The following is a 26,289-nucleotide window of genomic DNA, read 5'->3' as shown; positions in this document are numbered from 1 at the left end:
GCGATCATTTGCAGATCCCTTCCGTAGGAGCCGGCTTGCTGGCGATCGCATCCACGCGGTGTAAATGACACAACGCGTTGATGCGATCGCCAGCAAGCCGGCTCCTACAGGACAGGGGCGCGTAAATGATCGAGCCGCCGTGGCTCCCGTCGGATCGATCAGCGATCCGGCAGGGTGATATTGAGTTCCAGAATCGAGCAACTGCCCTGGTTTTCCAGAGCGACGTGCACATCATCGGACCCGATGTTGACGTACTTGCGGATCACTTCAACCAGTTCCTTCTGCAAGGCTGGCAAGTAGTCCGGCGTACTGCGTTGGCCGCGTTCATGCGCCACGATGATCTGTAGACGCTCTTTCGCTACCGAGGCGGTACTTGGCTTCTTGTTAGCACGAAAGAAGTCAAAAATGTTCATTACCGACCTCCAAACAGACGCTCAAAGAAACCCTTCTTGGTGACATCGAGGAATCGATGCTCCACGGTTTTGCCCAGCAGACGATCAACGGCATCGCTGTACGCCTGGCCGGCGTCACTCTGGTCATCGAGAATCACCGGCACGCCCGAGTTGGAAGCCTTGAGCACAGCCTGCGACTCAGGAATCACACCCAGCAGGGTCACAGCGAGGATTTCCTTGACGTCTTCGACGCCGAGCATCTCGCCATCGCTGACGCGTTGCGGGTTGTAGCGGGTCAGGAGCAAGTGCTCCTTGATCGGGTCTTCGCCATTCTCGGCGCGCCGCGATTTGCTGGCCAGCAGGCCGAGCATGCGGTCCGAGTCACGTACCGAGGAGACTTCCGGGTTGGTCACGACGATCGCTTCATCAGCGAAATACATGGCCAGGTGAGCACCTTTCTCGATGCCGGCCGGGGAGTCGCAGACCACGAATTCGAAATCTTCCTTCAGTGCCATCAGCACTTTTTCCACGCCTTCGACGGTCAGCGCGTCTTTGTCGCGGGTCTGGCTGGCGGCCAGCACGTAAAGGTTTTCCAGGCGCTTGTCTTTGATCAATGCCTGCTGCAGGTTGGCTTCGCCGTTGACCACGTTGACGAAGTCATACACCACACGACGCTCGCAACCCATGATCAGGTCGAGGTTACGCAAACCGACGTCGAAGTCGACGATGACTGTTTTGTGCCCGCGCAGTGCGAGACCGGTACCGATAGCAGCGCTGGTGGTGGTCTTACCCACACCACCCTTGCCGGATGTAACCACGAGAATCTTGGCCAAGGTGTTTCACCCCTAAGGAAAAAGGACATTTAGCCCCTGAAAAACATCTCTATAAAAAACTGATGCAGTCGGACAGCCTTGGCTGGAATCCGGTCCTGAACGGCGTTTACCTCGGGCAAACACTGCTAATGGCCTTTTTCCTACTTCGTTTGAGCCGTTTTCGCTACGTTTTAGAGATGCTTGGAAAATGCGGCAGTATCCGTTAAAGACGAATGATGTTCAACACGTCGCCCGACAGGCTGACCTGCACACCCGCACCCCATAAAGGGTCGCGCCGCAAGTCTTCGGAAACCTTGTAGTGGCCTGCGATGGAGACCAGTTCAGCGCTCATTTGCTGACAGAAAATCCTGGCCTTCTTGTCGCCTTTGACGCCGGCCAACACGCGACCGCGCATCGGACCGTATACATGGATGTTGCCATCGGCGAGAAGTTCCGCCCCCGGACTGACCGACGAAATGATCACCAGATCACAGCCCTGAGCATAAATCTGCTGCCCGCCGCGTACTGGCGAGGTGATGACTTTGGTCGGTTTGATCGTCGGCTCAGGTGGCTTTTCCGGTTTCTTCGCCACCGCGCCTTCGAGCGGATCGACTGCTCGTTCGCGGGCGCCCGATGGCGGCAGCACAGGCAAATCGACAGCGATGGCGGCAGCGATGTCCTCGATGCGACTGGCGCGGATCGCCAGCGTGCGCAGGCCATGCTGGCGGCAGACGCGCATTAGCCCGGGCAGGTCGACGGCGCCTTCGCTGGCGGGAAGCTTGTCCAGTGCCAGGACCAACGGCGCGTTGCTGAAGAAACCCGGTGCCTGGGCGACCTTGGCAGCGAGTTGCCGATCGAGGCTGGCAAGATTATTACGGGTCAGTTCAAGCACCGTAATGGCAAGCATGCTGCCCTTCAACTGGAACACGGGATCCTGGTCTTGCAGTTCGGTTTGGTTCATGGTCGGCATACAACGGCTTGTCACTAAAAGTGCCGAGACTTATAACGAGAACGCTCGCGAGCCGCAACCCGGTTCGAACGATGTAGAATGCGCGGCCATCGTCTTTCCGGAACCCTTAATGGATCGCCCGCGTTTTCGAAAAACCTTTCTGATGCCACGTTTCTGGCCGCTGTGGTGTGGCTTGGGGCTGTTATGGCTGATCGTTCAGCTGCCGTATCCGGCGTTGCTGTTTATCGGACGCGCCTTGGGTGCCGTAATGTATCGCGCAGCGGGCGACCGACGGCGCATCGCCAAGCGCAATCTGGAACTGTGTTTCCCGGAAAAAACGCCGGCCGAGCGCAAACGACTGCTCAGGGAAAACTTTGCTTCCACCGGCATCGCATTTTTCGAAATGGCCATGAGCTGGTGGTGGTCGCGCGAGCGTCTGGCGAAGCTTGCCCACGTCGAAGGCCTTGAGCATCTGCAAAAGGCTCAACGCGAAGGCAAAGGCGTGATTCTGATGGCGGTGCATTTCACTACGCTGGAAATCGGCGCAGCATTGCTCGGCCAGCAGCACACCATCGATGGCATGTACCGCGAGCATAAGAACCCACTGTTCGACTACATCCAGCGTAGCGGCCGCGAGCGACACAATCTCGATTCGCTGGCCGTGGAGCGCGATGACGTGCGCGGCATGCTCAAACTGCTGCGTGCCGGTCGGGCGATCTGGTATGCGCCGGATCAGGATTACGGCGCCAAACAAAGTATTTTTGTGCCGCTGTTCGGCATTCAGGCCGCCACCGTCACCGCCACCAGCAAGTTTGCGCGGCTCGGCAAGGCGCTGGTGGTGCCGTTCACGCAGCAGCGTCTGGCGGACGGCAGCGGTTATCGGCTGACAATTCATCCGCCGCTCGAAGGTTTCCCCGGCGAAACCGAAGAGGCGGATTGCCTGCGCATCAACCGGTGGGTCGAAGGCGTGTTGCGTGAATGCCCGGAGCAGTACCTGTGGGCGCATCGGCGCTTCAAGAGCCGTCCGCCCGGTGAACCGAAGCTGTACGCCAAACGCGGTTGAATCTTCGTTTCCCTGTGGGAGCGAGCCTGCTCGCGAAAAACCTGAGAGCGCTGTGGGGTGTCAGGCTGCCAGCTCTATCGTTGACGACCTTCGTCGGAACGCCGCCCGGAGCAGACTCGCTCCCACAAGGGAGGCGGTTGGCAATGAAATCCCATTAAGCACCAAGGAGCGTTGTGCATGATTCCAGGTGAACCGGTCACAGGTTTGATTCTCTCCGGCGGCGGGGCCCGGGCGGCCTATCAGGTCGGCGTACTGGCGGCGATTGCCGAATTACTGCCGGAAGGTGCAAACAACCCGTTTCCGGTGATCGTCGGGACTTCGGCCGGCGCGATCAACGCGGTCCGCCTGGCCAGTGGCGCGATGGATTTTCGCGGCGCGATCGAACGGCTGACCGCTTTCTGGCAGGGCTTTCGCAGCCATCAGGTGCTGCGCAGCGATTGGCCCGGCGTGGTCCATCAGGCCAGTCGCTTCGTCAGCCGCAGCTTGCTGGGCATCGGTACAAAAGTGCCGGTGGCCTTGCTCAACTGCTCGCCGCTGCGCGGCTTGCTCGAAGAAAAACTCAATCTCAGCGGCATCAGCGAGGCCATCGCGCAAAAGCAATTGCAGGCGGTGGCCGTGACCGCGTTCGGCTACGAATCCGGTCAGGCGGTGACGTTCTATCAGGGCGGCGGCACCATCGACGCCTGGTTGCGTCATCGACGTATCGGCGTTCCTACACAATTGACGGTCGATCACTTACTCGCCAGCTCCGCCATTCCGCTGTTATTCGAGCCGGTGAAAATCGGCGAAGAATATTTCGGCGACGGCGCGGTTCGGCAATCGGCCCCGATAAGTCCGGCCCTGCACCTGGGCGCCAGCCGCGTATTGGTGGTGGGCGTCAGCGGTAATCCCCGCGGCCTCGATCCGCAACAGCCACTGCAACGCGCTTACACCGGTCAGCAGCCGTCGCTGGCGCAGATTGGCGGTCACATGCTCAACAGCACGTTTATTGACAGCCTGGAGAGCGACATCGAGTTGCTGCAGCGTCTGAATCAGTTCAGTCACCTGCTACCCGACGGCACGCCAACCCGCGCGCTGGGTGTGGCACCGGTTGAAGTGCTGGTGATATCGCCAAGTCAGCCCATTGATGAGATTGCAGCGCGGCATCGGCAGGAATTGCCGGCGGCGTTGCGCTTGTTTCTGCGTGGCCCGGGGGCCACCAAGACGAGCGGGGCGGGGGTGTTGAGTTATTTGCTGTTCGAGGCGGGTTATTGCAGCGAGTTGATTGATCTGGGGCGGCGCGATGCGTTGGCCAAGCGGGAGGAGTTGAGTCGGTTTCTGGGACTACCGGCATCTGAAACCGCTTGAACTGTCAGTTGTGACAGTAGACGCATGACAGGCTATTCGCTCAGATTGAAACCCTCAGGTAGAGGGGCGGACGATGGCAGCTACGCGAGGGATCGATGCCCATACGCCGACACTGTCGGTGCTGGATCCGCATGGGTTGCTTGTCCGAAATATTGCCTACCGCCGTGAGCCGCTGACACCTTCCGTTGAGGCGCGCATAACCCGTAATCGCTTTGATGCTGCCGGACGGCTTTATGCTTCCTGGGACCCAAGGTTGTGGGGGGCGGCGCCGAAACCGAATCTCGAAAACACTTTTGATTTGCAGGGCCGGCCGCTTCGGGTGGAGAGCGTGGATGCCGGTTGGCAGGTAAGTTTGCTGGATCAGGCAGGTTCGACATGCTCTTTCTGGGATGGGCGCCTTAGCCAGCGGCACACCGAGTACGATTCACTGCAGCGCCCGGTTGCTGTGGTGGAACAGAGGGCCGGTGAACAACCGCGAGTGTCTGACCGGTTTGTATATGGTGATGGCAACCTAGGGTTCGCCGTCCACAATCAGTGTGGTCAACTGATCCGCCATGACCATCCGGTGGGGCGTCGCAGCTGCTGCGAGTATGGCGTTGGTGGGCTGCTGCTGACGGAGCAAACGCGATTTCTGGCGGATCTTGAGCCGGTGAATTGGTCCTCCGACTCTGCAGAGGTACGACTGGAAACCGAGGTGTTCGAGACGTCGCAGCACTATGGTCCGGCGGGGGGAATGAGCCGTCAGACCGACGCCATGCGCAACGTCCGATCTTTCGCTTATGACCGCGCCGGGCAGTTGCGAGAGACGCGTTTGCAGCTGGCCGATTCTTCGGACGAACCGCATTTGCTGGTCAGCGAAATTGACTACGACGCGCTGGGCAGAAGTATTCGCGAACAAGCGGGCAACGGGATTATCAGTACGGCGCGTTTCTCGGATGAAGACGGGCGGTTGCTGCAGTTGCAGTCCTGCAGTGCCGACGGGCAGGCGCTTCAAGATTTCCATTATGGCTACGATCCTGTCGGCAACATCATCCGCATTGAAGACCGCGCTCAACCCACCAGTTACTTCAATAACCAGCGCCTTGATCCGGTCTGTTGTTATGTGTACGACAGCCTCTATCAACTGATCGAAGCCACCAGTTGTGAAGTGAGTCAGCCGAGTCATGGCCCGGCATTGCCCACCTGGCAAACGACGCCGCTCGACCCCAACCAATTGCGCCAGTACACCCAGACGTTCAACTATGATGCTGGCGGAAATCTGCTGGTTCGCCATCACAGCGGGGCAGAAAAGTTCGAGATGTTTACTGCCTTGCACAGCAATCGCAGCGTCGCTGATAAGGAACATCTGCCTGGTGCCTTCGACGCCAACGGCAATCAGCTGGAATTGCAGCGCGGCCAACGGATGCACTGGAACATTCGTAATGAGTTGAGCAGCGTCACGCTGGTCAAACGCGATGACGGCCCGGACGATACCGAGTGTTATGGCTACGACCAGCCTGGGCATCGCTTGCGCAAAGTGCGCTGTACTCAAACTGCGCATCGCGCCCTACGCGCTGAAGTACGCTACTTGCCGGGTCTGGAGATTCATCGCGATAAGGCCACCGGAGAAGAGCGCCATGTGATCAGTGTTGAAGCGGGGCGCAGCCATGTCCGCGCTTTGCATTGGGTCACGAAACTACCGCGCGAGGTTCATAACGATCAGTTGCGGTATAGCCTGAGCAATCATTTGAATTCCAGCACATTGGAGCTGGATGATCAGGGCGCGGTGTTGAGCCGCGAGGTGTATTACCCGTTTGGCGGGACCGCGTTGTGGGCGGGTGCCGGCGAAATTGAAGCCAAGTACAAGACGGTCCGGTATTCGGGTAAAGAGCGCGATGCGACGGGCCTTTATTATTATGGGTATCGGTATTACGCGCCTTGGTTGCAGCGGTGGGTGAGTCCGGATCCAGCTGGCATCATAGATGGTCTGAATTTTTATAAGTTTGTTCAAAACAACGCGGTAAATAATTACGACGTGGATGGCCGGATTTATGCCGGAGCTGGCGATAAAGTTGAAGAATATTTCACGGATAAAGGTTATGCAATATTAGCCCGTGGACTTGACGAGTTCTCCTTCGGTGAACGTGATCTTATCGATAGGAGCCTGGCTGAGGCGCGTCTTTCCATGGCTAGCGCGCAAGAGATGGTTGCGAACTATCCGGCAGAAAGTAAAGAGATTTTGTTCGCGTATTTCGGAAGGCGATATGAAAGTATCCTGAGTAGAGTCATTAAGGCATGGGGCGAGATAGAGGCACTGGTTTCAGAATTTGTTTCTTCAGGTTTGGGGGCTGATAAAATGGTGAAGCTCGACTATCCTCCCGGGGATACCTCGGTTGCTAAAATCCATACAGAGGATGAGCATGGTCGAATTTTCTTTAATCGCAGACATCTGGATGGAAGTGAAGTTTTATCTACAGTGCTTGCTCATGAAATAAGTCACCTCGGAAAAGTATCAGGTTTCGCCATTGAGGGGCCATCTTCGGATGATTACTGGTATTGCCCAAACATAAATGCAATGACCTCCCTAGATAGCTATCTCTACTCAGGCGATCTGAAATCGGCTAGGGCGCACTCCAGTGCCATTGTCGCTGGAAAGTCTGGGAGTTATTTGAAGGAAGTTGAAAGTGCGTTAAAAAATAGCATGCTAGTGCACGTGACTGAAATTTTGGAGAGCGAAGTAGAGTTGAGCCATGATGAGGCGGTAGATATATTCAATGGCGAGAATAATCAAGTCTATCGAAGTGCCATAGCTGCTGAGAATGCAGACAGTCTTGCGTACTCTGCATTTGAGCTGCATTTAAAGAGTCTGGTCCTGAAAAGGAGTGACCAAGTGCAAGCTTTTCATTAAAAATTAACCTACCTACGCAGTGGGTTGCGCAGGTAAGTTCCGATGTCCGAAGACGTCGTTTAAAAATGCACCTTCATCAAAAAGCTCGTCACGCTCTGATCAGTCTTGAACACTTGGCTATCCTCAATCCCGTACTTGTCTGACCAATAGTCGTATTCCACACCCACATACAACTGCTTCTCGCCGAAATTCAGCGCTTTGCCCAAGTCATATTTAACTTGCGGGTTGAAGTGCAGGTTGGCGTGGTAGTCGCCTTTGGAGTTGGAGTCGTTATCCACGACCCAGTCCATGAAACCATCGATCAGGATGGTCGAGTCGCCGACCGGAATGCTGTAAGCCCAAACCGGCGTGACCTGCCAGACGTTGTCGCCGGCACGCGAACCGTCTGTGTGGCGTTGATAGAAGTTCAGCTGGAAGTAGTCGAAGCCCGGAATCGCCAGGTCGAAACCAGGACCGATCAGGTAGGACTCGTTATCGCCTTCGCCAAACTCGTAAGTCATCGCCAGCAGCACGTCTTTGACCGGGCCAAATTCAATCTTCTGGTCCAGTACTTTGCCCATGGAGATGCGCGGACTGAATTCGCCGTAGTAGGTGTTCGGGCCCGCGTTGAAGTCGTCTTCACCGTTGTAGAAAATCTTGTCGAGGAAGAAGAAGTTATCCCCGTATTTCCAGCCATCGGCGTGCTCGAAAGTCACGGTTTGCTGGATGCGCGGGTTGACCTGGAAGTCTTTGCCATACAGGTAGGTCAGGCTGTTGTCCTGCCATTGCAGCAAGTCAGCAGCCATGGCCTGGCTCCCGGCCAGCAGGGATCCGGCCAGCATCAGGCTAGTGCATGTACGTTTCATTCGGTTGCTCCCAAAAAGTAGGTGTTCCACGTTATTTTTTTTAAGATCGGCGCTCTGGTGTGGCGCCTTTTTCTCAAGCTGTAAAAATTCATCCAATCGGTCAGCTTCAGTGCTGTTAGCAAGAGCTGCGCCAAGGCTTTCGAAACGCAAAAAAACTCCCGTTCGGCGGCTCAGGAGCTGTCGATTGAGAGGTGTGTCAGAGTGCCTTGGAACCGTCCAGAGCCGGGATAAGTTGGCTTTCTGGTCAGGAATTAAATCCGGGCTTTTTTTTAAAGCGGATTCGGGCGGCGGCGGAGAATACTGACTCCTTGGCCAGGTCTCAAGTGCTCCGCAACAGCGCACCGACGACAGGTTTGGGGCACGGTTGCAGATCATTTTAGAAGTGCACCTTCAGCAGCAGGCTGGCGGTGTTTTGATTGGTGTCCAGGTTCGAGCTGTTTTCAATGCCGTACTTGTTTTTCCAGTAGCTGTATTCAGCACCGACATACACCTGTTTCTGACCCCAGCCCACGGCCTTCCCCAGGTCATATTTGATCTGCGGATTGATGTGCAGGTTGGCGTGATAAGTGCCGCGGCTGTTTTGGTCGTTGTCGACGACCCAGTCCAGATAACCGTCAATTAACAGGTCCGACTTGCCCAGCGGAATGCTGTAAGACCAGGCCGGCGTGATTTGCCAGACGCCGTCACCGGCGCGCGGGCCGTCGGTCTGGCGGCGGTAGAAGTTGAGGGTGAAATAGTTGAAACCCGGCACCGCGAGGTCAAAACCGGGCCCGATCAGGTAAGACTCGCTGTCGTCTTCGCCATACTCGTAGGTCATGGCCAGCAATACATCCTTGATCGGGCCGTATTCGAAGCGACGGTCAAGGATCTTGCCGAACGAGAGGCGCGGGCTGAATTCGCCATAGTAGGCGCTGGGTCCTTTGTTACGGTCCTCTGCGCCGTTGTAGAAGATCTTGTCGACGAATAGAAAGTTGTCGCCATACTTCCATTTGTCCGCGTGCTCGAAGGTGACCGTCTGCTGAATTGACGGATTGATCGCGAAATTCTTGCCGTACAAGTAGCTCAGGCTGTTGCTCTGCCATAACAGCAAATCACCGGCCATGGCCTGACTGGCGACAACCAGGCCAGCGCCCAACAGCATGTTTTTCTGAGTCCGAATCATCTGTTGCTCCCTCTTGTTTTTATTGTTTGAGGCACAGGCTCACGCAAACCCTGTAGGAGCCGGCTTGCTGGCGATGGCGGTGAGCCAGTCAGACCCGCTTTGCAGATCCGCCGTCATCGCCAGCAAGCCGGCTCCTACAAGGGGTTCGTGTCGTAGCTGTCAGTGAGCGTGGCAGTCGTTGATGGCCGCGCGTTCCTTGCCGCCGAAGATGTTGAACAGCACGTTCAACGCCAGTGCGCTCAACGTCGCCATGGCGATGCCGCTGTGAGTGATCGGGCTCATCCACAGCGGCAGGTGCGCGAAGAATTCCGGGCGCACTACCGGGATCAGCCCCATGCCGATGCTCACCGCCACCAGCAACTGGTTACGGCGGTCACCGATGTCGGCTTCCTGCAGAATCTTGATCCCGGTCGCAGCGACCATGCCGAACATCGCAATGGCCGCGCCGCCTAATACGGCCGGTGGAATCGAGGCCACCAGAAATGCTGCTTTCGGTAGCAGGCTCAACACTATCAACAACCCGCCGGCAACGATCGTCACCGAGCGGCAGCGCACGCCGGTCATTTGCACCAGGCCGATGTTTTGCGCGAACGAGGAGTGCGTGAAGGTGTTGAAGAAACCGGCGAAGAACGAGGCGCCGGCATCGCACAACAGGCCCCGACGCAACATGCGAGGGCAGACTTCCTGGCCGGTGATCTTGCCCAGCGCGAGGAACATGCCGGTGGACTCGACGAAGATGATCACCACCACCAGGCACATGGAAAGAATCGGTGCCAGTTCAAACTTGGGCATGCCGAAGTGCAGCGGTGTCACGAACTGCAGCCATGGTGCTGAGGCCATGCCGCTGAGATCGACCATGCCGATCACGCCGCAGATCACGTAGCCCAGGCACATGCCAATGAGTACGGAGATGTTGACCCAGAAACCGCTCATGAAACGATGCACCAGCAGAATCGTCGCCAGCACGACGGCAGCGATGGCCAGGTAGATCGGCGAGCCGAATTGTTCCGCGTCGGCACCGCCACCGGCCCAGTTCACGGCGACGGGGAAGAGCGATAAACCGATTGAGGTGATTACCGTGCCGGTCACCAGAGGAGGGAAGAAGCGTACGACTTTGGACATGAAGGGTGCGATGAGCATGCCGAAGAAACCGGCGGCGATGGTCGCGCCGAAGATCCCCTGCAAACCGATGCCGGGCATGCCGGCCATGGCAACCATGCTGCCGACGGCGGCGAAACTGGCGCCCATCATCACGGGCATGCGGATGCCCATAGGGCCGATGCCCAGTGACTGGACGATGGTGGCGATACCGGCGACCAGCAGGTCGGCGTTGATCAGGAAGGCAATTTCTTCACGACTCAGGCCAGCGGCCTGTCCGATGATCAGCGGCACCGCGATGGCTCCACCGTACATCAGCAAAACATGTTGCAACCCGACCAGGATCAGTTGCAAAAGGGGCAAACGCTGAATGGCGGGTGCGTCGGGGATGCGCGCTTTGGATAGCTCGGACATGCAACACCTCGGATCTTTTTTATTCTTGTGATTTACAGCTGCAGTGCTGCTGGCGGCTGTTTTTTGAATCAGGTGGACCGCAGCGCGGCCATTCGCGAGCAGGCTCGCTCCCACATTGGCAATGCAAAACCTGTGGGAGCGAGCCTGCTCGCGAAGCTTTTAGCGATTAATTGGTCTGAGCCCCCTGCACAATCCACGCGCCGATCAGGTCGCGTTCCTGCTGGGTCATCTGCGTGATGTTGCCCAATGGCATGATCTGGGTGGCAACGGCCTGAGCCTGAATGCGCGGGGCGTTCTGGCGGATCTGTTCCGGCGTGTCGAGCATCACACCGCCCGGGGCCGCACTGAACAGCGGACTGGTCGGTTTGGCCGAATGGCAAACCGTGCAGCGTTCCTGAATCACGTTATGCACCTTGTCGAAGCCGGGGCCAGCGTTGGATGCTTGCGCTGGCGCAGTGGCAGGCGCTTCAGCAGGCTTCGCTTCAGCCGGTTTCAAGCCACCGCCCAGCGCCGTTTCCGGCAACGGTTGATACTCGATCGCGGCAGGTGCCTTCGCAACTTCCGGGGCAGTCGACATCGGCTTCGGACCCGTCACGTAGGCCACGCAAATCATGCCCACCGCTGCCGCTGGCAGGGTCCAGGCGTATTTGTGGCTGTCGTGCCGCGTGTTGAAGTAATGACGCACCAACACCGCCAGCACCGCGATCCCGGCCAGGATCAGCCAGTTGTATTGGCTGCCGTAAGTGCTCGGGAAGTGGTTGCTGATCATGATGAACAGCACCGGCAAGGTGAAGTAGTTATTGTGACGCGAACGTAACAGGCCTTTGGCCGGCAGTGCCGGATCGGGCGTGCGGTTCTCGGCAATCGCCGCGACCAGTGCGCGTTGCGCCGGCATGATGATGCGGAACACGTTGCCGACCATGATGGTGCCGATGATCGCGCCGACGTGCAGGTACGCACCACGACCGCTGAACACTTTGCTGAAGCCGTAAGCCGCGGCAATGATCAGCACAAACAGGATCAAGCCGAGCAGGGCAGGGCGTTTGCCCAAAGCCGAGTCGCACAGGAAGGAGTAGACGAACCAACCCACGAACAACGAGGCAATGCCCAGCGCGACCCCTTCAGGACCGGTCAGGCTGCTGCCGGGTGCCAGCAGGTACAGGGTCGGATTGGAGTAGAACACCACGCACATCAGCGCAATACCCGACATCCAGGTGAAGTAGGCTTCCCATTTGAACCAGTGCAGGTTGTCCGGCATGGTCGGTGGAGCCAGTTTGTATTTTTCCAGGTGGTAGATACCGCCGCCATGGATCGCCCACAAATCACCGGCCAGACCATTTTTCGGGTTGACCCGATTGAGGTTGTTTTCCAGCCAGACGAAATAGAACGACGCACCGATCCAGGCCACGCCAGTAATCATGTGAACCCAGCGCACGCTCAGGTTCAGCCATTCCAACAGATGTGCTTCCACAGTCTTTACCTCTCGCCTGTCACTCTGTTGTCGAGTGATCAGACCTTCTCTTATTGGTGGGGGGCAAGGATCAAACGCTCATCCTCTTTGAAAAAATGCTCATCGCAGTTATTGCCTGTGCCACTGCGATCAACCACCAGGAAGTCATCCCGCTTTTCGATCGTCAGCACCGGGTGGTGCCAAACGCCGCGATGGTAATTAATGCCCTGCCTGCCGTTGGTGACGAAGGCGCGGACCAAGCCTGATACAGGTTCATCGCCAACGGGCGCGACCACGATCAGAAAGGGATTGCCGAGCAGCGGAATGAACGCCTGGCTGCCCAGCGGATGACGCTCCAGCATGCACACGGTCAGCGGCATGCCCTGCGCGTCGGCGCGGAAAATGCTGATGATCGCGTCGTCCTCTGGCGTGGCGGTTTCCACCGTCGCCAGTTTGTGAAAGCGCATGGTCGAACCATTGTTGATCATGAAGTGATCGCTGCCATCGGTTTCGATCACGTCACCGAAAGGGGCGAAGGCTTCTTTGGTCAGCGGTTCAATCGTTAGTGTGCGCATGCTGTTCTTCTTATCCATGTATTCGTGATGTGCGTTGCTTTTGTAGCAGCCCGGCTTGCCGGCGATGGCGTCAGTGAGGGCGCTATCGCCAGCAAGCCGGCTCCTACGGTCTCAGCATTACTTCGCGACCTTGCCCAAAACCCGCAGGCGGCTCACGCCACCGTCCGGGAACACGTTTAGGCGAATGTGGGTGATCGGGCCCAGGGCCTTGATCTGCTCGGCGAACGTGTGTTCAGCGTGCATTTCCAGCTTCTGCGCTGGCAACAGGTCACGCCAGAACAAAGACTGTGTTTCGATCTGGCTGTCGGTGCCGCCCTTCACAAAGGCCCCCTGGATCGAGCAGGTGTCCGGGTAGTTGCCCTTGAAGTGCAGGGTGTCGACGACGATCTTCTCGATCTCGCCCGGGTGACCCAGTGCGACGATGACCCAGTCATTGCCCGGGGTACGACGACGTGCGGTTTCCCAACCGTCGCCCATGTTGATGCCGCGGCCCGGGTTGAGGATGTTGCTCATGCGGCCGAAGTGTTCGTCGGAGCAGGCGAGGGCGCGGCCACCGTTGAGGGCTGCAGCCAGGTCGACCTGCTCGTTGTCGCCGACAGACGACCAGTCGCGGAACGGAATGCCATAAACGCGCAGACGGGCCACGCCGCCATCCGGGTAGATGTTGAAACGCAGGTGGCTGAAGGCCTGGTCGTTGTTGATTTCGTGGTAATGGTGGTTGTTGCCTTGCAGCTCAACGGCCGAAAGCACTTCAGTCCACTGAGTGTTTTCATCCGGTTCGCCCGACGCCAGGAAGCAGGCTTCCAGCGAAGCCGACGGCGGGAAGTTGCCGGTGAAGAATGAAGTGTCGATGTCCACGCCTTTGATCGAGCCGGGTACGCCCAGACGGATCACTGCGCTGTCGTAGCCTTCGAAACGCTTGCGGCGCGACTCCCAGCCGTCCATCCACTTGCCGTTGTCATCGAACACGCCCTCCTTCCACACGGCCGGGGTCGGTTGGAACAGACGGTTGGCGTCTGCGAACCAGTCATCGGTGACCGAGATGATTTTGGTGCCCAGACGGGCATCGGCCAGGTTGACGAACTTCTCGAAAGGTACGGCGTAAGCTTTCATTCTTCTTGTCTGCCTTTAATAAGTTGGCTTGGGATGCTTGCAAGGCGCTGGGCGACGTATGCGTTCAGTGTCGCCCCGGCCAGGCTCGCTATAGGGTCAGTAATCGGAACAGGGCGATCTTGTTGATCTCCGCCAGCGCGCATTTGAATTCGGCGTCGACCGAGTTGTTAATGCGCGTTTCGAACGCCGCGAGGATCTGATGCCGGTTGCTGCCTTTTACCGCCATGATGAAGGGAAACTTGAACTTGGCTTTGTAGGCGTCGTTCAGCTCGGTGAAGCGAGAAAACTCTTCGGCCGTGCATTGGTGGATACCGGCGCCAGCCTGTTCATTGGTGCTGGCCTCGGTCAACTGGCCCTGGACGGCAGCTTTGCCGGCCAGGTCCGGGTGAGCGTTGATCAACGCCAGCTGACTGGCGTGATCGGCGCTCAACAGGATGTCGCTCATGCGTTGGTGCAGGGTTTCGATCTCGTCGATCGAGGTGTCCTGGCCCAGGTCGAAAGCCTTTTCGGCCACCCATGGCGAATGTTCGTAGATATCGGCGAAGGCGTTGACGAAGGCGTCGCGGCTCAGGGTCGAGGGCTTCAGTGTTTGAAAGTGGCTCATTGCGTGGCCTCTTGCTGCGGGTGGGTTGCATGCCAGTGGCGAGCGATGTCGACGCGACGGCTGAACCACACCTGTTCATGACTTTTAGCGTATTCGATAAAGCGTTTCAGTGAGGCCAGACGCGCCGGACGGCCGATCAGACGGCAATGCAGACCGATCGACAGCATCTTCGGCGCCTCAGCCCCCTCGGCGTACAACACGTCGAATGCGTCTTTCAGGTATTCGAAGAAATCGTCACCCTTGTTGAAACCCTGGACCTGGGTGAAGCGCATGTCGTTGGTGTCCAGCGTGTACGGGATCACCAGGTGCGGCTTGCCGGTCGGGTTGTTGGGTTCCCAGTAGGGCAGGTCGTCGTCGTAGGTATCGCAGTCGTACAGAAAACCGCCTTCTTCCATGACCAGGCGACGGGTATTCGGGCCGGTGCGGCCGGTGTACCAGCCCAGGGGGCGCTCGCCGGTGATTTCGGTGAGGATGCGGATCGCTTCGAGCATGTGCTCGCGTTCCTGCGCCTCGTCCATGTACTGGTAGTCGATCCAGCGGTAACCGTGGCTGCAGATCTCGTGGCCGGCATCGACCATTGCGCGGATCACGTCCGGGTGACGCTGGGCGGCCATGGCCACGGCGAAAATGGTCAGCGGAATGTCGGATTCCTTGAACAGTTTCAGGATCCGCCAGACGCCGGCACGGCTGCCATACTCGTAAAGCGATTCCATGCTCATGTTGCGCTCGCCTTGCAGCGGCTGCGCGGAGACCATCTCCGAGAGGAACGCTTCGGATTCCTTATCGCCATGCAGGATGTTGCGCTCGCCGCCTTCTTCGTAGTTCAGCACGAACGACAGGGCGATCCGGGCATTGCCGGGCCAGTGTGGGTGAGGAGGGTTACTGCCGTAACCGATCAGGTCGCGTGGGTAGTCAGCGCTCACTGCAGTCTTCCTTCTTGTTCGTGTTGACAGGTTGTGTGGCGGCCAGAGAACAGCGAGCAGGCTGGCGTCACAGCGATGGGCTGATTGTATACAACTTTATATTCACTTTGTAAGCCTGAATTTCTGCATTTTTCCTTAAAGGTCTGCATAGCATGATATTGCAAGAAACCTGCCTGATTGGTCAGCTCGTGGACGGAAGGCTGTTTAAAGGCGTGGGACAGGGCGGTTTTACGTTGGATGAAAAGGACGATGCTGATGGTCAGAAAAATGTCGTTTTTATTGTGTACAATTTTTAGGAAAAATGTCTTAATCAGTCGCTCGCCGCAGCTTTTCGTGCTCCGAATCGGTGCGGTCTCCTTTCATCTGACTTCGGGAGGCGCGAGGTCTGACTGCTCCACGCAGGCAGGCGCGCAGAATCAATGGGACGTTTGACAACACACGTTTTGGACGCTGCACACGGTTGCCCGGGCAGCTCGATCAAGGTCGAGTTGTACCGCGTTGAAGGTTCGCAGCTGGAATTGGTCGCCACTGCAACTACCAACAGCGATGGTCGTGTCGATCAACCGCTGCTGCAAGGCGATGATTACCGCACTGGGGTGTATCAGGTGCAGTTTCATGCGGGCGACTACTACCGTGCCCGTGGTGTCCAGTTGCCGGAGCCGGCGTTTCTGGATGTGGTGGTGCTGCGTTTCGGCATTTCCGCAGAACAGGATCACTATCATGTTCCGCTGCTGATTTCGCCGTACAGCTATTCCACGTACCGCGGCAGCTGATCCCCCAAGCAGCTGTCACAACCTGGAAGCGACTGCGCATATAGCTTCTTTGGTCTTTCGCCCGCTCACACTGCGGGCTTTTTTTTGCCTTTTTGAAAATGGGTGTCTGGTCTGACGTCTTCGCGAGCAAGCCCGCTCCCACATGAGATCTCTGGTGGTCACAAATCATATGTTCCCAGCAGATCCCTTGTGGGAGCGGGCTTGCTCGCGAAGCTTTTGCCTCTACCGGCTCAACAACGAAGCCGCACCCGCGCCGCTGAACAACCCTGCGCTCACCCGGTTGAACCAGCTCTGCCCCTTGCCGCTGCGCAAATACCGCGCCGCGCCATGTGCTCCCAGCCCGTAAGCCAATTTGCTAAGCAGATCCAGCACCGTCCAGGTCACGATCATTACCAGCAACTGCGGCAAGAACGCCTGCTCGGCGCTCAAGAACTGCGGCAGGAAAGCGGCAAAGAACAGAATGTCCTTCGGATTGCTCGCACCCAGTACGAACGCGCGGCCAAACAAAGCGCGGAAGCGCGGTACCGGCGCTGCCTCCGGTACTTCAGCGCCCACCGACGGTTGACGCGATTGCTGCCAGCTCTGCCAGGCCAGGTAAAACAGATACAGCGCGCCGACAATCTTCAGCGCGCTGAACAGCTGTTCCGACGCCAGCAACAATGCGCCCAGGCCCAGTGCCGACGCGCTGAGCAAACAGATCGAGGCAATCACGCCACCGAGGAACGCCGGATAGGACCGACGCAAACCGTAATTCAAACTGTTGCTGATCATCAGCAGTGACAGCGGTCCCGGGATCAGGATTACCACCAGCGCAGCGCCGCTGAACAGCAGCCAGGTTTCCAGACTCATCACTTTCCTCCATTTGTGCAAAAGCCCCACCCGACGGGGTGAGGCTGATTTGGAACGCTTGCGGTGTAACGTTTACAGGAAAATAAACTTGGCGATGAAGATCGCGCAGAGCACCCACAGGCTGACGGAAATTTCCTTGTGCTTGCCAGTGAAGGCCTTCAGCACCACATAAGTGATGAAGCCCAGCGCAATGCCATCGGCCACCGAGAACGTCAGCGGCATCATGATTGCGGTGACGATGGCCGGAATGCTGTCGGTCGCTTCGTCCCATTCAATGTGCGCCATGCCGCCCATCATCAGCATCGCGACGTAAATTAGCGCGCCGGCGGTAGCGTAGGCCGGAATCATGCCGGCCAGCGGTGCAAAAAACATCGCGGCAATAAACAGCACGCCCACGGTCACGGCGGTAAGACCGGTGCGACCGCCCGCAGCAACGCCCGCGGCACTTTCCACATAGCTGGTCACCGGCGGCACACCGACTACCGCTCCGAACACGCTGGAAGCACTATCGGCTTTCAGAGCGCGGGAAAGGTTTTCGATCTTGCCGTCCGCATTGACCAAACCTGCGCGCTGAGCGACGCCCATCAGTGTACCGGCTGTGTCGAACATGTGTACAAAAAGGAAGGCCAGAACCACGCTGATCATGCTGATATTGAACACACCAGCAACGTCCATCGCCATCCACGTCGGCGCTAGGCTCGGCGGGGCGGACATGATGCCTCCATAGGTGACCAGGCCCAGACCCCAGCCTGCCAGCGTGACGGTGATGATGCTGATCAGAATCGCACCGAACACCCGGTGGTAGCTGAGCACAGCAATCATCAGGAAGCAGATGGCGGCGAGCAGCGGACCTGGTTCACGCAGGGAGCCCAGCTTGATCAACGTCGCCGGGCTGTCCACCACGATGCCTGCCGTTTTCAAGCCGATCAGCCCAAGGAACAGACCGACGCCGGCGCCCATGGCATACCGCAGGCTCACCGGAATGCTGTTGAGCAGCCATTCACGGATTCGCGAAAAGGTCAGGAACATGAACAACACACCGGACACGAACACTGCGCCGAGGGCAGTCTCCCAGTTGTAGCCCATGGTGCCGACCACGGTGTAGGTGAAGAAAGCGTTGAGGCCCATGCCCGGTGCCAGGCCGACCGGCCAGTTGGCGTACAGGCCCATCAACAGGCAGCCCAATGCGGCCGCGATACAGGTGGCGACGAATGCAGCACCGTGATCGATCCCGGCGTCGGCCATGATGTTGGGGTTGACGAAGATGATGTAAGCCATCGTGATGAAGGTTGTCAGACCGGCGATCAGCTCGGTCTTCACCGTGGTGCCATGCAAGCTGAGTTTGAAGATGCGCTCCAGCCAGCCATTACGGATCGGCGGCGTGAGTTCCAGCGTCGGGGCTTCGGATTTGCGGCTTTCCACAGCGAGGTACTCCTCAAGAGTTTTATTGTTATTTCCAGGACCGGACCCATGAGGGTGGCAGCGATCCTTTGAGGCACTTGCGAATTTGTTGACCGCTTGGTCAAGAACTCGCACGAAGTGGATTATGCTTTTGTATACAAAAAATGCAAATAATGTTTTTGATTTTGTCGGCGGGAAGAATGGTATTTGGGCTATATCGGCGGCCGCAGCGCAATGGTCGCGTTCGTGCCGGCGAAAAAAAACCGGCGGATGGGGCCGGTTTTTTAGTAGGAGAGGGTTTGTCTGTGCGGTCCCCATCGCCAGCAGGCTGGCTCCTACAGTTTTTTGATCGCCCTAAAACACTGTAGGAGCCAGCCTGCTGGCGATAGGTCCACAGGCCAGGCATTAAATTCTCAAACAGCAGCGAACCGCTTGTCCAGATAATCGATGATCACCTTGGACTCATACATCCACGTGGTCTGCCCGTTCTCTTCAATGCGCAGGCACGGCACCTTGATCTTGCCGCCCTGGTCCAGCAGCGTCTGGCGATCCTGTTCGTTGTTTTTCGCATCGCGCAGCGCCACCGGTACGTTCAGGCGGCGTAGGGTGCGGCGGGTCTTCACGCAGAACGGGCAGGCGTGAAACTGATACAGCGTGAGGCCCTTGGCCGCTGCATTGACCTGAGCCTGAACCTCGGCCGGCCGCTGTTTCTTGCCGGGGCGGGTGATGAAATCAACGAAGATAACCAGTTGGCCAAGGCCGACACGAAGCGCTTTTACGAACACGGTTTAAGCCTCTCAGGGGCAAACGAAGGCGCGCAGCTTACCTGATTTTTTGCAGGCGAAAAAAAACCGGCGATGAATGCCGGTTCTCTTCGAGGCGCAAATTACTTGATCAGGCTGAGAAACTCGCTGCGAGTGGCCGCATTCTCGCGGAACTCGCCGAGCATTACAGACGTAATCATCGAAGAATTCTGCTTCTCGACACCGCGCATCATCATGCACATGTGCTTGGCCTCGATCACCACCGCAACGCCCAGGGCGCCAGTGACTTGCAGCACGGCGTCGGCGATCTGACGGCTGAGGTTTTCCTGGATCTGCAGGCGGCGAGCGTACATATCGACGATCCGCGCAACCTTGGACAGGCCCAGGACCTTGCCGCTCGGGATGTAAGCGACGTGAGCCTTGCCGATAAACGGCAGCAAGTGGTGTTCGCACAACGAGTACAGCTCGATGTCTTTTACCAACACCATTTCGCTGTTATCGGAGCTGAACAAGGCCCCGTTGGTGACCTCTTCGAGCGTTTGTTCATAACCGCGGCAAAGGTACTGCATGGCTTTGGCGGCACGCTTGGGCGTATCGAGCAGGCCCTCGCGGGAGACGTCCTCGCCCAATTGGCCGAGAATCGCGGTGTAATTCTGTTCCAGGGACATGAAACTACCTGTGGGGGGATTTTCGCAAAGGGCAAGGGTACGGTGGCGGACACGACGCTGCAAGCTTGATCCGACAGCTTTACTCGTCGCGACCTTCCATCATGGTGCGTTTGAGCATCACGTAAACCGCGCCGGCGCCGCCGTGGCGAGGCTGGCATGAGGTGAAACCGAGTACCTGTGAATGCTGGCGCAACCAGGTGTTGACGTGGCTTTTGATCATCGGGCGTTTGCCATCCAGGCGCACAGCTTTGCCATGGGTGACACGCACGCAGCGGATTTCGAATTTGGTCGCTTCGGCCAGAAACGCCCAGAGGGTTTCGCGAGCCTTTTCCACCGTCATGCCGTGCAGGTCGAGGCTGCCCTCGAACGGGATCTGGCCGATCTTCAGCTTGCGCATCTGGCTTTCCTGGACGCCGTCGCGTGCCCACATCAGCTCGTCTTCAGGGCCGACATCTATCACGAACTGATCGGAGAGCCCGTCAACAGTGGTGGCATCGGTGCGCACCGTGGCGGCTTGCCGCAGCTTGGCGATCTGCGCGCGATCGGCTTTGGGTTTACCGGTTTCAGCGCGATCGTGCTTGATTGGCTTGACGCCTTGGATCGCGCTTTTGAACAGGGAAAAATCGTCGTCTTGCATGTCAGCCTCCGCGAAGGGCGGCCAGTTTACCCAACTCGACAGCTATCCGGCGCAAGAAAACGTCTGGCACAGCTTCAGTCGTGTTTTTTCATCAGGTGCGGGGACATGTTCAACGCTCGCGACTGGCGCGCACGGCGTCGGCAACGACGCCACAGCCAAACGCCGATGTAGAGCAGAAACAGGCCAACCGCCAAAATGATCGACGAGCCCAATGGGCTGGCGTTCAGTTCGCCGAGCGCGGGCGGGCGGCCCAACAGGCTGGCGGCGCCGGCCATTGCCAGTAACACACCGCACGTTGCCAGCAGGGCAGCGAAGGCTGCGCCGAAGCGAAAACGCCAGTTGCTTGGGCCTTTAGGCCGCAGGCGGCGTGCGTCAAAACCATCGGATAACTTCATTCCGACCTTCCTCAATGGGTATCGGCCTTCGACCGGGAGTTAACCGGGATGTTCCTGAGGCTAAGACAATTACGGCGAGTGAGAACCTTTTACGGATGAGCGGCGACATCGGCCGCCCATCAATCGGCTATCAAATCAAATCAGTTCACGGGTAAGGGCGAGAGTGGCGAAGTTGTCCGCCATGATCGCCATTTCGGTCTGTTGAACGTGATCGGCGCTCAACACGCCGTCCTTGTAGGGCAGATCGCGCGTGGCGCAGGCGTCTTCAACAAGCGTGCAGCGGAAGCCCAGATTCTTCGCGGCGCGCACAGTGGTGCTGACGCTGGAGTGGCTCATGAACCCGCAGACAATCAAATCCAGCGAGCCGAGATTCTGCAAACGCTCCAGCAGCTCGGTGCCGTGAAACGCGCTCGGCAGCAGTTTGCCGATAATGGTTTCATCGGCCTCGGGCTCCAGGCCCGGTATAAATTCGCCGCGCTCGCCCTGTGGGTCAAACAGACCGCCGACCGTGCCGAGGTGATGCACATGGACGATAGGTCGGCCGGCAGCTCGGGCCGCCGTCACCAGTTGCTTGATGTTTGCAACCGCAGCATCCATGCCGCTCAGGGCCAGCGGACCGCTGAGGTATTCTTTCTGCGCATCAATGATGACGAGGGTCGCATGACCCAGGTTGGCGGCTGCATAACCGCGGCCGCTGAGTTGAAACATCGTTTTTGGAACGGACATTCTGGGGCTCCTTGGTGTGGGGCTTTTGCGACATTGTCCTCTGGCTGAGCGCTTCTGTGAATCGCTACCATCGCAGACGCCGTCGTTATTGGCCCGCAGCCTTGTCAATATCCTCGTTTTGTTCAATAGCGAAAGCAAAATACGGACAGGTCCTACGGTCGAGCGGTTGTTTTCCTGCGTCGTCGTGGCGTGTTTTGGCTGTTAGAATCGCCAGTCGTTTTTTTTGGAGTTTGCCCCCGTGATCACTTCCCGACTTCGTACCCTGCGTGACCATATCCGTTGGGCCGTCAGCCGCTTCCATGGGGAGGATCTGTTTTTCGGCCATGGGACCGACAATGCCTGGGACGAAGCACGTCAACTGGTATTGGGTGCTTTGCATTTACCATGGGAAATGGCCGACAGCTACCTCGATTGCAATCTGGAAGACGATGAACTGGTGCGTTTGCAGCGCCTGCTCAAACGCCGCATCGAGGAACGCATTCCAACCGCGTACCTGTTGGGCGAGGCCTGGTTCTGCGGGATGTCGTTCATCGTCGATGAGCGCGTGTTGATTCCGCGTTCGCCTATCGGAGAGCTGATCGAAAAACGCTTCGAGCCGTGGCTGGGTGCCGAGCCTGCGCGCATCCTCGACCTGTGTACCGGTTCCGGTTGCATCGGGATCGCCTGTGCTTACGAGTTTCAGCAAGCCGAAGTGGTCCTGGCCGATCTGTCGTTCGAAGCGCTGGAAGTGGCCAACAAGAACATCGAGCGTCATGGCGTCGACGAGCGTGTGTACACGGTCCAGGGCGATGGTTTTGACGGCTTGCCGGGTCAGCGTTTCGACCTGATCGTGTCGAATCCGCCTTACGTCGATGCGGAAGATTTCGCCGATATGCCGGACGAATACCAGCACGAGCCGGAGCTGGGTCTGGCCTGCGGCGACGATGGACTGAACCTGGTGCGGCGCATGCTCGCCGAGGCGGCGGATCATCTGACCGAGAAAGGTTTGCTGATCGTCGAGGTTGGCAACAGCCAGGTTCACGTCGAGGCGCTGTACCCGGAAGTCGACTTTGCGTGGCTCGATTTCGAACGGGGTGGCCACGGGGTGTTCATGTTGTCCGCCCAGCAGTGCCATGAACATCAGGCGCTGTTTGCTTCCCGCGTTTAAACGCAATTCTCTGTAGGAGCAAGCTTGCTCGCGATTGCGTCGTGTCAGTCACATCACTGTTAAATGACCCACCGCCATCGCGGGCAAGCCTTGCTCCCACCGATCCCGTAGATCCCTACAGAACCTTACAGATCCACAAATCCTGCGCCTGGCCCCAAACCGCTGTGGGAGCAAAGCTTGCTCGCGAATGCCGCACCGCAGTATCTGACCCCTCAACGCTGCGTAGCAATCCAGATCAACAGCCCCGCCTGAAACACCGCGAACGCCACCAGGCATGTAATGGTGAAGCGTAATCCGGCGTCTTCGCGCTTGTACTTGCTGACTCTTTCTTCGTGTTTCTTCAGCTTCACTTCCTGCTCGGCCAGATTCTGCTCGGCCTGCTGAAGCATTTGCGCCGCCTCGAGAATTGTTACGTGCTGCACTTTCTCGGCATTCCACTCGGCGAGCAGGTCGCCGACTTTCACTTCCTTGACGCTGCCCTTCAGGTGCTGGGCGTCTGCGTACACCACCTCAAAACCGTGCGCTGTGAGAAAACGGTCGCGCCGCAGGCGTGTGTCCTCGTTGAGGGCATCTTTGTTGTTCAGGTCAGTGCCGTCGACGGTGTACGCCGGCCAGCGCTTTTTCGCCCAGGTAACCCCCTGCGCCGCCAGATAGCGGCCGATGCCGCGGTTCATCGGTTCAATCTGCAAGCCCGTGGCAGGCCCGAAATGTACGCGGTGCGTGACGTGGTCGACCCACACGTCCAGATGATTCTGCTCTTTGCGCACCCGCTGGCCAGGCAGAGTAATGCTCATGCGCAGCAGGCTGCGCTCTTTGCTGTTGCGCTCGGCATAGCCGAACTCGACAAAGCGCAACGGCCGAGCGCCGGTGTTGCGGTCGATCTGCAGGGGGGCCAGACGGAGCATCTTGTGCTGCTCGACCTGGACGTCCGCCCACGGCTGCTCGACCGCTGGCGGTGCATCCTTTTCAGCGGTGGTCTCGGGTGAAGTCGGGGTATCAGTCATAACGGCGAGGTCCTGTCCAAGCTCGGCTTGCCGCCAGGCGTAACGCTGGCGACACCGGCTTATCGGCCGCTTTTGGCAGGACTGGAGGGCGCGGGGAAGCTTATCGGGTGCGAATTCCGTCAATAAATCCAAGGATGCGCGCGCCGAGTTCGGCGGCGAGAGGCAATTGTGGATCTTTATAGGAAGCCAATTGCCGCTTCACGTCGTTTGGCACAATTCGCATCACGTGGTTCATGCCCTCGATCAGCGCCAGCTCGGCGTCCGGTTTGGCCCCTTTCAGCAGGCGCGCATCTTCCACACCCACCTGAATGTCGTTACTGCCCTGAATGATCAGCGCCGGCATTTTCAGTTTGGCGAACGCCGCCGCCGGGTCCTGGCGGAACAACGAAATCAGATACGGCTGCACACTCGGGCGGAAGATCACCTCCAGTTGCGGCGGCACGTTGCTGTCGGGTTTTCCGGCCTTGAGGCTGTCGAGCAGCTCATTGCTGCGCAGCATCAACGGCGGTGGCAGACGATTGCTTAACTGTTGACGCAACACCTGATCGATCGGCCGCGCGCTGCCGGACATGGAAATCACCGCAGCGGCGTTAACGCTCGGTGCCGCCAGCGTGGCAATCAATGCACCCTCGCTGTGGCCCAGCAAAATCAACGGACCAAAACGCGGGTCAGCCTGGAGTTTGCGGCCCCAGGCTTGGGCATCAGCAACATAGGCTTCGACCGACAGATTGCGTTCATCCGGCGTCGCCGCGAGGCTCGCTGCCACACCGCGCTTGTCGTAGCGCACGCTGGCGATGTTGTGCTTGGCCAGCACCCAGGCCAGTCGCTTGAGGCTGTCGTTGCGTCCACCTTCGGGATTATTGCCGTCACGGTCTGTAGGGCCGGAGCCGGAAATGATCAGGACAACCGGCACCGGTGTGTCGGACTTGGGCAGCAACAGCGAGCCGAAAAGCTCACCGCTACCGGTGTCCAAAGTGATCGGGCGTTGCAGGACGGTGGCCTGGACGTAGCCGGTAAACAGGGTAAGGCTCAAGGCAAGAACTCGCAGCATCATCACGCCATCATTCACAAAGGTGCCGGTTGGACTCACGGGCACCCATAAGGTTCGAGGATGAACTACTTGGGTTGCCTGCGTATACTGGCGCGCATCAAGTATTCAGGTTCATTTCACGGAGCGTCCTGCATGTCCGGCAATACCTACGGCAAGCTGTTCACTGTCACCACCGCAGGCGAAAGCCATGGTCCGGCGTTGGTCGCCATTGTCGACGGCTGCCCGCCGGGCCTGGAGATTTCCCTGGAGGATCTGCAGCGCGACCTCGATCGCCGCAAGCCTGGCACCAGCCGCCACACCACCCAGCGTCAGGAAGCCGATGAAGTCGAAATCCTCTCGGGCGTGTTCGAGGGGCGCACCACCGGCTGCGCGATTGGCCTGCTAATTCGCAACACTGATCAGAAATCCAAGGACTACTCGGCGATCAAGGACCTGTTCCGTCCGGCCCACGCCGACTACACCTACCACCACAAATACGGCGAACGCGATTATCGCGGCGGCGGTCGCAGCTCGGCGCGGGAAACCGCGATGCGCGTGGCAGCCGGGGCCATTGCGAAAAAATACCTGGCCAGCCAGGGCATCGTCATTCGCGGCTATATGAGCCAGTTGGGCCCGATCGAAATCCCGTTCAAGAGCTGGGATTCGGTGGAAGATAACGCCTTCTTCAGCCCCGATCCGGACAAGGTGCCGGAGCTGGAAGCCTATATGGACCAGTTGCGTCGCGACCAGGATTCCGTCGGGGCGAAAATCACGGTCGTCGCCGAAGGCGTGATGCCCGGTCTCGGCGAGCCGATCTTCGACCGCCTCGACGCCGAACTGGCGCACGCGCTCATGAGCATCAACGCGGTCAAGGGCGTGGAGATCGGCGCCGGCTTCGCCAGCGTCGCCCAGCGCGGCACCGAGCACCGCGATGAAATGACCCCCGAAGGCTTCCTCAGCAATAACGCTGGCGGCATTCTCGGCGGCATCTCGTCCGGTCAGCCGATCGTTGCGCATCTGGCATTGAAGCCGACGTCGAGCATCACCACGCCGGGCCGTTCCATCGACGTCCATGGCAACCCGGCGGACGTCATCACCAAAGGCCGCCACGATCCGTGCGTTGGCATTCGCGCCACGCCAATCGCAGAAGCGATGATGGCCATCGTGCTGATGGACCATCTGCTGCGTCATCGCGGGCAGAACGCCGATGTGCGCGTGAGCACGCCGGTGCTGGGTCAGCTTTAATGGCTGATCTCACAGC

At 58.4% G+C, this 26,289-nt stretch carries 26 protein-coding genes and 1 pseudogene; 7 read left to right on the top strand and 20 right to left on the bottom strand.

Going from position 1 to position 26,289, the window contains the following annotated elements:
* Positions 1-158: 158 nt before the first annotated feature.
* The 3 genes from minE to minC form a co-directional block, all read right to left on the bottom strand.
* Positions 159-413 carry a cell division topological specificity factor MinE gene (minE, locus tag DU29_RS0125125; protein ID WP_007944431.1) on the bottom strand — a complete coding sequence of 85 codons (255 nt, stop codon included), beginning with the start codon at positions 411-413 and terminating at the stop codon, positions 159-161.
* Positions 413-1,225 carry a septum site-determining protein MinD gene (gene minD, locus DU29_RS0125120; protein ID WP_028624193.1) on the bottom strand — a complete coding sequence of 271 codons (813 nt, stop codon included), beginning with the start codon at positions 1,223-1,225 and terminating at the stop codon, positions 413-415. The genes minE and minD overlap by 1 nt, the downstream gene beginning before the upstream one ends.
* A 202-nt stretch (positions 1,226-1,427) precedes the next feature.
* Entirely contained in the window at positions 1,428-2,165 is a 738-nt protein-coding gene (gene minC, locus DU29_RS0125115; protein ID WP_028624192.1) for a septum site-determining protein MinC, read from the bottom strand.
* A gap of 118 nt (positions 2,166-2,283) precedes the next feature.
* On the opposite strand from minC, the gene DU29_RS0125110 reads away from it, so the two are divergent.
* From DU29_RS0125110 to DU29_RS0125100, 3 genes are all read left to right on the top strand, one after another.
* Complete coding sequence (locus DU29_RS0125110) at positions 2,284-3,216, top strand: lipid A biosynthesis lauroyl acyltransferase (RefSeq protein WP_028624191.1); 933 nt, start codon at positions 2,284-2,286, stop codon at positions 3,214-3,216.
* A 177-nt stretch (positions 3,217-3,393) separates the two neighbouring features.
* Positions 3,394-4,563: a patatin-like phospholipase family protein gene (locus DU29_RS0125105; protein ID WP_028624190.1), complete on the top strand. Its 1,170-nt coding sequence runs from the start codon at positions 3,394-3,396 to the stop codon at positions 4,561-4,563.
* Positions 4,564-4,636: 73 nt separating this feature from the next.
* Complete coding sequence (locus DU29_RS0125100) at positions 4,637-7,450, top strand: RHS repeat domain-containing protein (RefSeq protein ID WP_236645651.1); 2,814 nt, start codon at positions 4,637-4,639, stop codon at positions 7,448-7,450.
* Between the two features lie 59 nt (positions 7,451-7,509).
* On the opposite strand, the gene DU29_RS0125095 is transcribed toward DU29_RS0125100, so the two are convergent.
* The 8 genes from DU29_RS0125095 to puuE all read right to left on the bottom strand — a co-directional run bounded on the left by DU29_RS0125095 (position 7,510) and on the right by puuE (position 15,634).
* Complete coding sequence (locus DU29_RS0125095; protein WP_028624188.1) at positions 7,510-8,295, bottom strand: outer membrane protein OmpK; 786 nt, start codon at positions 8,293-8,295, stop codon at positions 7,510-7,512.
* 376 nt (positions 8,296-8,671) lie between these two features.
* Positions 8,672-9,457 carry an outer membrane protein OmpK gene (locus DU29_RS0125090; RefSeq protein ID WP_028624187.1) on the bottom strand — a complete coding sequence of 262 codons (786 nt, stop codon included), beginning with the start codon at positions 9,455-9,457 and terminating at the stop codon, positions 8,672-8,674.
* 159 nt (positions 9,458-9,616) lie between these two features.
* The gene (locus DU29_RS0125085) at positions 9,617-10,969 is read right to left on the bottom strand and encodes a nucleobase:cation symporter-2 family protein (RefSeq protein ID WP_028624186.1); all 1,353 of its coding nucleotides are present in this window, start codon (positions 10,967-10,969) and stop codon (positions 9,617-9,619) included.
* 166 nt (positions 10,970-11,135) lie between these two features.
* Entirely contained in the window at positions 11,136-12,440 is a 1,305-nt protein-coding gene (locus DU29_RS0125080) for a urate hydroxylase PuuD (protein WP_028624185.1), read from the bottom strand.
* Between the two features lie 50 nt (positions 12,441-12,490).
* Positions 12,491-12,994, bottom strand: a complete 504-nt coding sequence (locus DU29_RS0125075) for an ureidoglycolate lyase (RefSeq protein WP_028624184.1) — start codon at positions 12,992-12,994, stop codon at positions 12,491-12,493.
* Between the two features lie 117 nt (positions 12,995-13,111).
* A complete protein-coding gene (gene alc, locus DU29_RS0125070) occupies positions 13,112-14,107 on the bottom strand; it encodes an allantoicase (RefSeq protein ID WP_028624183.1) in 996 nt (331 codons plus the stop codon).
* Positions 14,108-14,195: 88 nt separating this feature from the next.
* The gene (gene uraD, locus DU29_RS0125065) at positions 14,196-14,711 is read right to left on the bottom strand and encodes a 2-oxo-4-hydroxy-4-carboxy-5-ureidoimidazoline decarboxylase (RefSeq protein WP_028624182.1); all 516 of its coding nucleotides are present in this window, start codon (positions 14,709-14,711) and stop codon (positions 14,196-14,198) included.
* Entirely contained in the window at positions 14,708-15,634 is a 927-nt protein-coding gene (gene puuE, locus DU29_RS0125060; RefSeq protein WP_028624181.1) for an allantoinase PuuE, read from the bottom strand. The genes uraD and puuE overlap by 4 nt, the downstream gene beginning before the upstream one ends.
* A 152-nt stretch (positions 15,635-15,786) precedes the next feature.
* Between puuE and DU29_RS1000000132885 the strand changes: the two genes are divergently transcribed.
* Positions 15,787-15,930, top strand: coding sequence for a hypothetical protein (locus DU29_RS1000000132885; protein ID WP_161781307.1), 144 nt, complete (start codon positions 15,787-15,789; stop codon positions 15,928-15,930).
* 123 nt (positions 15,931-16,053) lie between these two features.
* The gene (gene uraH / locus DU29_RS0125050) at positions 16,054-16,407 is read left to right on the top strand and encodes a hydroxyisourate hydrolase (protein WP_028624180.1); all 354 of its coding nucleotides are present in this window, start codon (positions 16,054-16,056) and stop codon (positions 16,405-16,407) included.
* A gap of 222 nt (positions 16,408-16,629) precedes the next feature.
* Here uraH and DU29_RS0125045 read toward each other — a convergent pair whose 3' ends face one another.
* The 7 genes from DU29_RS0125045 to DU29_RS0125015 all read right to left on the bottom strand — a co-directional run bounded on the left by DU29_RS0125045 (position 16,630) and on the right by DU29_RS0125015 (position 21,847).
* A complete protein-coding gene (locus tag DU29_RS0125045; RefSeq protein WP_028624179.1) occupies positions 16,630-17,256 on the bottom strand; it encodes a LysE family translocator in 627 nt (208 codons plus the stop codon).
* 72 nt (positions 17,257-17,328) lie between these two features.
* Positions 17,329-18,678, bottom strand: coding sequence for an NCS2 family permease (locus DU29_RS0125040; protein WP_028624178.1), 1,350 nt, complete (start codon positions 18,676-18,678; stop codon positions 17,329-17,331).
* A 392-nt stretch (positions 18,679-19,070) separates the two neighbouring features.
* Positions 19,071-19,442 (bottom strand): glutathione S-transferase N-terminal domain-containing protein, encoded by a 372-nt coding sequence (locus tag DU29_RS0125035; protein ID WP_028624177.1) that lies wholly within the window; start codon positions 19,440-19,442, stop codon positions 19,071-19,073.
* A gap of 101 nt (positions 19,443-19,543) precedes the next feature.
* Positions 19,544-20,089, bottom strand: coding sequence for a GTP cyclohydrolase I FolE (gene folE, locus DU29_RS0125030; RefSeq protein WP_003236739.1), 546 nt, complete (start codon positions 20,087-20,089; stop codon positions 19,544-19,546).
* 79 nt (positions 20,090-20,168) lie between these two features.
* Positions 20,169-20,726 carry a Smr/MutS family protein gene (locus tag DU29_RS0125025; RefSeq protein WP_028624176.1) on the bottom strand — a complete coding sequence of 186 codons (558 nt, stop codon included), beginning with the start codon at positions 20,724-20,726 and terminating at the stop codon, positions 20,169-20,171.
* Between the two features lie 74 nt (positions 20,727-20,800).
* On the bottom strand, positions 20,801-21,121 hold the full coding sequence (locus DU29_RS0125020; protein WP_028624175.1) for a hypothetical protein: 321 nt from the start codon (positions 21,119-21,121) through the stop codon (positions 20,801-20,803).
* 135 nt (positions 21,122-21,256) lie between these two features.
* Positions 21,257-21,847, bottom strand: coding sequence for a cysteine hydrolase family protein (locus tag DU29_RS0125015; protein WP_028624174.1), 591 nt, complete (start codon positions 21,845-21,847; stop codon positions 21,257-21,259).
* A gap of 238 nt (positions 21,848-22,085) precedes the next feature.
* On the opposite strand from DU29_RS0125015, the gene prmB reads away from it, so the two are divergent.
* Complete coding sequence (prmB, locus tag DU29_RS0125010; RefSeq protein WP_028624173.1) at positions 22,086-22,994, top strand: 50S ribosomal protein L3 N(5)-glutamine methyltransferase; 909 nt, start codon at positions 22,086-22,088, stop codon at positions 22,992-22,994.
* A 212-nt stretch (positions 22,995-23,206) separates the two neighbouring features.
* On the opposite strand, the gene DU29_RS0125005 is transcribed toward prmB, so the two are convergent.
* A complete protein-coding gene (locus tag DU29_RS0125005) occupies positions 23,207-23,998 on the bottom strand; it encodes a hypothetical protein (RefSeq protein WP_028624172.1) in 792 nt (263 codons plus the stop codon).
* Positions 23,999-24,098: 100 nt separating this feature from the next.
* Positions 24,099-25,098: pseudogene (locus DU29_RS0125000) on the bottom strand (alpha/beta hydrolase).
* 83 nt (positions 25,099-25,181) lie between these two features.
* Here DU29_RS0125000 and aroC point away from each other — a divergent pair.
* Positions 25,182-26,273, top strand: a complete 1,092-nt coding sequence (aroC, locus tag DU29_RS0124995; RefSeq protein ID WP_028624170.1) for a chorismate synthase — start codon at positions 25,182-25,184, stop codon at positions 26,271-26,273.
* Positions 26,274-26,289 lie beyond the last annotated feature (16 nt).

It is taken from the genome of Pseudomonas sp. Ant30-3 (assembly GCF_000690905.1).
Classification (GTDB): domain Bacteria; phylum Pseudomonadota; class Gammaproteobacteria; order Pseudomonadales; family Pseudomonadaceae; genus Aquipseudomonas.
The sequence above is the reverse complement of the archived record's forward strand: the minus strand, read 5'-3'. Positions and strand labels throughout refer to the sequence as shown.

Coding starts and splice junctions, on each gene's coding strand:
- minE (WP_007944431.1), bottom strand. CDS start 413: ATGAACATTTTTGACTTCTTTCGTGCTAACAAGAAGCCAAGTACCGCC.
- minC (WP_028624192.1), bottom strand. CDS start 2,165: ATGAACCAAACCGAACTGCAAGACCAGGATCCCGTGTTCCAGTTGAAG.
- DU29_RS0125110 (WP_028624191.1), top strand. CDS start 2,284: ATGGATCGCCCGCGTTTTCGAAAAACCTTTCTGATGCCACGTTTCTGG.
- DU29_RS0125105 (WP_028624190.1), top strand. CDS start 3,394: ATGATTCCAGGTGAACCGGTCACAGGTTTGATTCTCTCCGGCGGCGGG.
- DU29_RS0125100 (WP_236645651.1), top strand. CDS start 4,637: ATGGCAGCTACGCGAGGGATCGATGCCCATACGCCGACACTGTCGGTG.
- DU29_RS0125095 (WP_028624188.1), bottom strand. CDS start 8,295: ATGAAACGTACATGCACTAGCCTGATGCTGGCCGGATCCCTGCTGGCC.
- DU29_RS0125090 (WP_028624187.1), bottom strand. CDS start 9,457: ATGATTCGGACTCAGAAAAACATGCTGTTGGGCGCTGGCCTGGTTGTC.
- DU29_RS0125085 (WP_028624186.1), bottom strand. CDS start 10,969: ATGTCCGAGCTATCCAAAGCGCGCATCCCCGACGCACCCGCCATTCAG.
- DU29_RS0125075 (WP_028624184.1), bottom strand. CDS start 12,994: ATGCGCACACTAACGATTGAACCGCTGACCAAAGAAGCCTTCGCCCCT.
- alc (WP_028624183.1), bottom strand. CDS start 14,107: ATGAAAGCTTACGCCGTACCTTTCGAGAAGTTCGTCAACCTGGCCGAT.
- uraD (WP_028624182.1), bottom strand. CDS start 14,711: ATGAGCCACTTTCAAACACTGAAGCCCTCGACCCTGAGCCGCGACGCC.
- DU29_RS1000000132885 (WP_161781307.1), top strand. CDS start 15,787: ATGATATTGCAAGAAACCTGCCTGATTGGTCAGCTCGTGGACGGAAGG.
- uraH (WP_028624180.1), top strand. CDS start 16,054: ATGGGACGTTTGACAACACACGTTTTGGACGCTGCACACGGTTGCCCG.
- DU29_RS0125045 (WP_028624179.1), bottom strand. CDS start 17,256: ATGAGTCTGGAAACCTGGCTGCTGTTCAGCGGCGCTGCGCTGGTGGTA.
- folE (WP_003236739.1), bottom strand. CDS start 20,089: ATGTCCCTGGAACAGAATTACACCGCGATTCTCGGCCAATTGGGCGAG.
- DU29_RS0125025 (WP_028624176.1), bottom strand. CDS start 20,726: ATGCAAGACGACGATTTTTCCCTGTTCAAAAGCGCGATCCAAGGCGTC.
- DU29_RS0125020 (WP_028624175.1), bottom strand. CDS start 21,121: ATGAAGTTATCCGATGGTTTTGACGCACGCCGCCTGCGGCCTAAAGGC.
- DU29_RS0125015 (WP_028624174.1), bottom strand. CDS start 21,847: ATGTCCGTTCCAAAAACGATGTTTCAACTCAGCGGCCGCGGTTATGCA.
- DU29_RS0125005 (WP_028624172.1), bottom strand. CDS start 23,998: ATGACTGATACCCCGACTTCACCCGAGACCACCGCTGAAAAGGATGCA.
- aroC (WP_028624170.1), top strand. CDS start 25,182: ATGTCCGGCAATACCTACGGCAAGCTGTTCACTGTCACCACCGCAGGC.